General features: G+C 73.0%; 4 protein-coding genes. 2 read left to right on the plus strand and 2 right to left on the minus strand.

Going from position 1 to position 5,344, the window contains the following annotated elements; all coding sequences use genetic code 11:
• Nucleotides 1-2,719: ATP-binding protein (locus tag G3I65_RS13075; protein ID WP_160696348.1), on the plus strand; the 2,719-nt coding region annotated here is incomplete at its 5' end.
• Nucleotides 2,716-3,678: a hypothetical protein gene (locus tag G3I65_RS13080; protein WP_160696349.1), complete on the plus strand. Its 963-nt coding sequence runs from the start codon at nucleotides 2,716-2,718 to the stop codon at nucleotides 3,676-3,678. The genes G3I65_RS13075 and G3I65_RS13080, both read left to right, overlap by 4 nt.
• Nucleotides 3,679-3,713: 35 nt before the next feature.
• Here the strand turns inward: G3I65_RS13080 and G3I65_RS13085 are convergent, their stop codons facing one another.
• Together G3I65_RS13085 and G3I65_RS13090 are read right to left on the minus strand one after the other, a co-directional pair.
• The gene (locus G3I65_RS13085) at nucleotides 3,714-4,763 is read right to left on the minus strand and encodes a tetratricopeptide repeat protein (protein ID WP_160696350.1); all 1,050 of its coding nucleotides are present in this window, start codon (nucleotides 4,761-4,763) and stop codon (nucleotides 3,714-3,716) included.
• Between the two features lie 55 nt (nucleotides 4,764-4,818).
• Nucleotides 4,819-5,344, minus strand: a 526-nt coding sequence (locus G3I65_RS13090) for a CHAT domain-containing protein (RefSeq protein ID WP_160696351.1), incomplete at its 5' end; no start/stop codon positions are given.

Raw genomic sequence — 5,344 nt, forward strand, 5'->3', positions numbered from 1 at the left:
GCTGTCGGCCTGGACCCGGCCGCCGGACGACGGCCGGATGCGGTTCCTGGTCGGCGGCACGCCCGATTTCACGCCGGCCACGGGCGCGGGACCGGGCGAGGTGCTGTTCCCGCCCGGTGCGCTGGCCCGGCAGCTGGGCCGGGGGCAGGTCACGCCGCTGGACGCGTTCGGTTGCTGGGTGGCCTGCACCGGCCGGCCGGACGCGCTGTGGGCCCCGTCGGATCCCAAGCACACCAAGCCCCGCGACCGCCGCGGCTCCTTCGAACAGTACGTGGCGCACCTGCGGCAGCCCTTCGCCTGGGTGGTGCTGGCCGAACCGGCGCAGGCCCACGACGTCCAGCCCGAACTCGACCGGCTCGTCCGGGAGATCCTGCCGCTGTCCCGCACCGAGGTGGGGGAGGCGAACCGGATCAGCCTGGAGCGCAAGCAGTCCCGGTACCGGGAACTCAGCCGCGCGCTGCTCGGCAACGCCTGGCGGATCCGGGTGCTGGTCGGCGGGAGCGACGAGGCCGTCACGGAGAACATCGCCGCAGTGCTTTGTGCGGCGGCGGATCTGGACAACCAGCCGTACGTGCTCACGCCGAGCGGCCGCGCGACGAGCCTGGCCGGCGCGGCGCAGCGAAGCGGCGTCCTGGCGGGCACCGAGCTGCTGGTGCGGTTGACCCGCCCGCCGCGGCGGGAACTGCCGGGCATCCGGGTCGTCGAGCCACGGCGCTTCGACGTCACGCCGGACGCGCCGGCCGGCGGGGGCCTGCTGCTGGGTGCCGTGCTGGACGCGGCCCGCGCCGAGGTCGGGCCGCTGACGGCCGGCCGGGACTCGCTCAACCGGCACACCTTCGTCTGCGGCGCGACCGGCAGCGGAAAGTCCTTCACCGTGCGGCACCTGCTGACCGAGGCCACACGCGCCGGGCTGCCGTGGCTCGTCGTCGAGCCCGCCAAAGCCGAGTACGGACGGATGGCCGGCCGGCTGGCCCCGCTGCGCTCCGACGTCGTCGTGCTCCAGCCCGGCAAGGCGGACGACCCGCCGGTCGGCTTCAACCCGCTGGCACCGGCCCGGTTCGCCGACGCCGACGGCGACGAGCACGTGTTCTCGCTGCAGACCCACCTCGACCTGGTGCGGGCGCTGTTCCTGGCCACCTTCGACGCGGACGAGCCGTTCCCGCAGATCCTCACCACGGCGCTGACCCGAGCGTACGAGGAGCTCGGCTGGGACGTCACGCTCGGCGAGGCGGTCCACGCCGGCGCCGAGCCGCGCTACCCCACCCTCACCGATCTGCAGCGGGTCGCGGGGATCGTGGTGGACGAGATCGGCTACGGCCCCGAGATCGCCGCCAACATGCAGGGGTTCGTCAAGGTGCGGATGCGCAGCCTCGGGCAAGGCGTGCTCGGGCGGTTCCTCGACGACGCGCACCCGCTGGACTTCGACGAGCTGATGCACCGCAACGTGGTGCTGCAGATCGAGGACGTCGGCGACAACACCGACAAGGCCTTCCTGATGGGCGCCGTGCTGGTGCAGCTGACCGAGCACCTCAAGCTGCGGTACGGCGGGAAATCGCAGGTACCGCTGCACCACCTCACGGTGATCGAAGAGGCGCACCGCCTGCTGCGCAATCCCGGCGAAGACACCGACAGCGCCGCCGGGCGCGCGGTCGAGACGTTCGCGTCGCTGCTGGCCGAGGTCCGCGCGTACGGCGAGGGTCTCGTCGTGGTGGAACAGATCCCGAGCAAGCTCATCCCGGACGTCATCAAGAACACCGCCGTGAAGGTGGTGCACCGGCTGCCCGCCGAGGACGACCGCAAGAGCGTCGGCGCCACGATGAACCTCGACAACGGCCAGTCCCGGAACGTCGTGTCGCTGGAACCACGGGAGGCCGTGGTCTTCACCGACGGCATGGACCGGCCGCTGCTGGTGCGCGTCCCGGACGGACGGCAGGCGGAGGAGGTGGCGGCCCGGCCCGCCCCGGTCACCGACCTGATCCGCGCGGTGCGCAGCGCCACGTGTGGCAGCGAATGCCAGGCCGCCGCGTGCCGGCTGAGCGACATCGCGCGCGGCGGGCAACTGCTGGCGCGGTACCCGGTGCTCACCGTCTGGACCGAGCTGACGGTGCTCGCCCACCTGGTCAACGCCCCGGTTCCGGTGCTGGACAAGCGTTTCCGGGACATCCTGCTCGGGGCGGCGTCGGTGCGCACGCTGGAGTGCGCGTTGTCGCAGGCGGCCGAGCGCGCGGTGCGGACCCGCTCGGCCCAGCTGCAACCGGCCATGCGGCCGGACGTGCTCGCGGCGCACTGCAACACCGTTCAGGTCAACGCGTTCTGGCACGGCCTGCCCGGCAGCTGCGCCGAAGACGGCGCGGAGTTCCTCGCCGAGACGTACAAGTGGGCCAAGGTGCTGCACGTGCTCGAGGGCGACGGCGACGCCCCGCGGCACCCGTACAGCGAGGCGTGGGAACACTTCTACCGCCAGCCGATCCCGGGCTCGACCCGTGCCGAGCAGCACGCCGCCGTGGACCGGTGGCACATCGAGCTGCTCCGGGACGAGGCGGGCCGGAACGCCGTCACGTACGGCACCAGCAGACCGTCCGCGCTCGAGTCGGCGCTCGGCGTCCAGTCCGGCGCCGGGGACACCTGGCGGTACGCGGTGGCCAGGGCTCAGGGCTGGTTCGCCGGTGACGTGGAGTGGGTGTGGTCGCACGTGCTACCGATAGGGGACGAGACATGAGTGGCGAATTCGGCTCCGGGGCCGCCGACAAGGCGAAAACACCGAAGCCGCCCGAAAAGCCGGCAGTGCCGCCGGACGCGCAGAAGCCGCAGCACGACACCGCCCACCCGGCGAACCGGCCCGCGCAGCCGGACGGCAAGGACAATCACGCCCCGACCGGGCCGCCCGGCGGCAAACCCCCCGACCTCGGCCACCAAGGCGACACGGGAGCCAAACCGCCCGACACCCATCGGTCCGGTGACGGGCCCGTCAAGATCAACGAGGTTCCCGGGCCCCGCAACACGGACCCTCCGCACCGCGGCGGCGACCAGCCGCCGGGACCGGTCCTGTCGACGAACATGGCGCAGTGGCGGGCGCAGGCCGAGGCCGGCCGGGTGGCGCCGCACCCGGAAACGGCGATGGTGCCCGCCACCGAGATCCAGCATCGGGTGGAGTTACCGCCCATCCGGTTCACCCACACGCTGGACCTGAACCAGAAATTCCGCGACGAGCACGGCAAACTCGACTGGGTCAAGGTGCGGGCGGAACTCAACCACGTGGTGAAGACGTACGTCGGCATGGCGCAGCACGAGCACCGCAGGCCGGGTTCGCCGCCGCACGGCGGGTACGGGAGCCGGGAGCTGCGCGTCCAGCCGGTGGACCTCAAGGTGCACCTCGTGGACACGAAGTCGGACTCCGAGATCGTGCAGGTGCGGGCGGCGCTCCGGGAAGTGTGCAAGACAGCCACGAAATGGGACGTGCGAACCCACGTCGACGGCCCGCCTCCGCCGCGGCCCGATCCGCCGGGGCCGAAGACCCAGCCGGAGTTCCGGCCCGGTCCGCGGACGCCCGGCCCCGGCCCGGAGCATCGGCAGGAGCGGCGCGAGCACGTGGAGATCCCGCGGCTGGGCCAGCTGCCTCGGCAGGTTCCGCCGGTGCGGCAGATGCCGCACGTCCAGCGGCACGTCCCACCGAGGTGATCACCATGAGCGAATCCGGGCCCGGGCGCGTCCGCTCAGGAGAGTTCGGCCAGGAAGTTCCGCACGTCCTCGATCCGGGGATGGCTTGCCGGCAGGCGGGTTTCGTAGTGGGCGAGGCAGTGGCGCGCCAGGCGGGCCGCCTCGGCTCGGTCGCCGCACTCCGCGAGCACCCGGGCCAGGTTGTCCACCGACTGGATCGTCTCCGGGTGGTCGGGGCCGACCGCGTTCTCGCGGTCGGTCACCGCCTGCCGTAGCAGCGCGGCGGCCTCGGGGTACTCGCCGAGCTCGTGCAGGACCGCCGCGAGGTTGTTGCGCACGCTCGCGGCGAAATCGCGCTGCTCGGGCTGGTTCGCGACCGCCGCGAGCACTTCGCGGAACAGCTTCGCCGCTTCGACCGCGTCGCCGCGCTGGAACACCGTGGCGGCGAGGTTGTTGCGGGAGATGGCTGCTTTCCGGCTGTCCGTGCCGAACGCGCGTTCCGTGTCCCGCAGGACTTCGCGGTACAGCACCTCCGCTTCCGCGAAACGGCCGGCCGAGCGCAGCGCGTCGGCCGCGTTGCCGCGGCTGATCAGCGTGTCCCGGTGATCCGTACCGAGCGCGCGGGCCCGGCGTTCCGCCACGTCTTCGTGCAGGGCCTGGGCTTCCGCGGGACGGCCGAGGCCGGTCAGCGCGACGCCGAGGGCCTGTGCCGTCGCCAGCGTGTCGGGGTGGTCGCGGCCCAAGGTCCGTTCCTGCCCGTCGAGGGCGTCGCGCAGCATCTGCTCGGCCAGCTCCAGGTTTCCCACGCCGCACTGCAGGTCGCCGGCGCGGAACAGCGCGGTCAGCAGTTCCGGGTGGTCGGGCCCGTACGTCAGGTAGCTGAGCCGGGCGACCTCGTGCTGCAGCTCGGCCGCGTCGCGCAGGCGCTGCCGGTCGTGGGTCAGGTGGTTGACCACCAGCTGCATCGCCTTGATCGTCTCCGGATGCAGTTCGCCGTGGCGCTGGACCGCGGCCTCGAACATCACCTGCGCGGACGTGAGCCCGTCCAGGGTGATCGTGATTTCCTCGGGTTCCGGCTGCTGCTGCCGCCGTCGCAGGAATGCCATGCTGCCCCCTTCCCCTCCGCGGTCCAGCCTGGCACACCCGGCGCGAGCGGATCGGCTAAGCGCCGGAATGCACCCAGCCGGCCCACACGCTCGGTGGGTAGTCCCGGAACCCGCGCAGCACCTCGTGCAGCACCGCGGCCGCCCGCTCGGGCGCCGGCGGACCGCCCGCGGCCAGCGCGGTGTGGAAGGCGATCGCGATCCGGGTCGCCATCAGGTCGTTGACCTGCCAGAGGGTCGCGACGACGCTGGGGTAGCCGGCCAGCTGGAACGCGCCGGCCAGGTGCAGTGCCTCGTCGGCGAGGTCCGCGCCGCCACGGGCGGTGTGGCAGGCCGAGAGCACCGCGAGCCGGGCCCGGGGGAGGTGCGCCTGGGACACTTCCTGCACCGACAACGCGTCCTCGTGCAGCAGCAGGCGGCTCGCCGACGGGTCGGCCGGTTCGTGCACGCCGTGGCAGGCCAGGTGGACGCAGGTGTGCTCCCCGAGCGCGCCGAGCACCCGGTCCGGGGTGGCCGCCGCGCCGGTGATCGCGGTCGTCGGCCAGATCCGGCCGATCGCGGCGATCTCCTCGTCCGCGTGCAGG

Origin of the sequence: Amycolatopsis sp. SID8362 (assembly GCF_010550475.1) — a bacterium.
GTDB classification, from domain to species: Bacteria; Actinomycetota; Actinomycetes; order Mycobacteriales; family Pseudonocardiaceae; genus Amycolatopsis; species Amycolatopsis eburnea.

Excerpts from the sequence above, each read along its gene's own strand:
- G3I65_RS13085 (WP_160696350.1), bottom strand. The coding sequence starts at position 4,763 with ATGGCATTCCTGCGACGGCGGCAGCAGCAGCCGGAACCCGAGGAAATC.
- G3I65_RS13080 (WP_160696349.1), top strand. The coding sequence starts at position 2,716 with ATGAGTGGCGAATTCGGCTCCGGGGCCGCCGACAAGGCGAAAACACCG.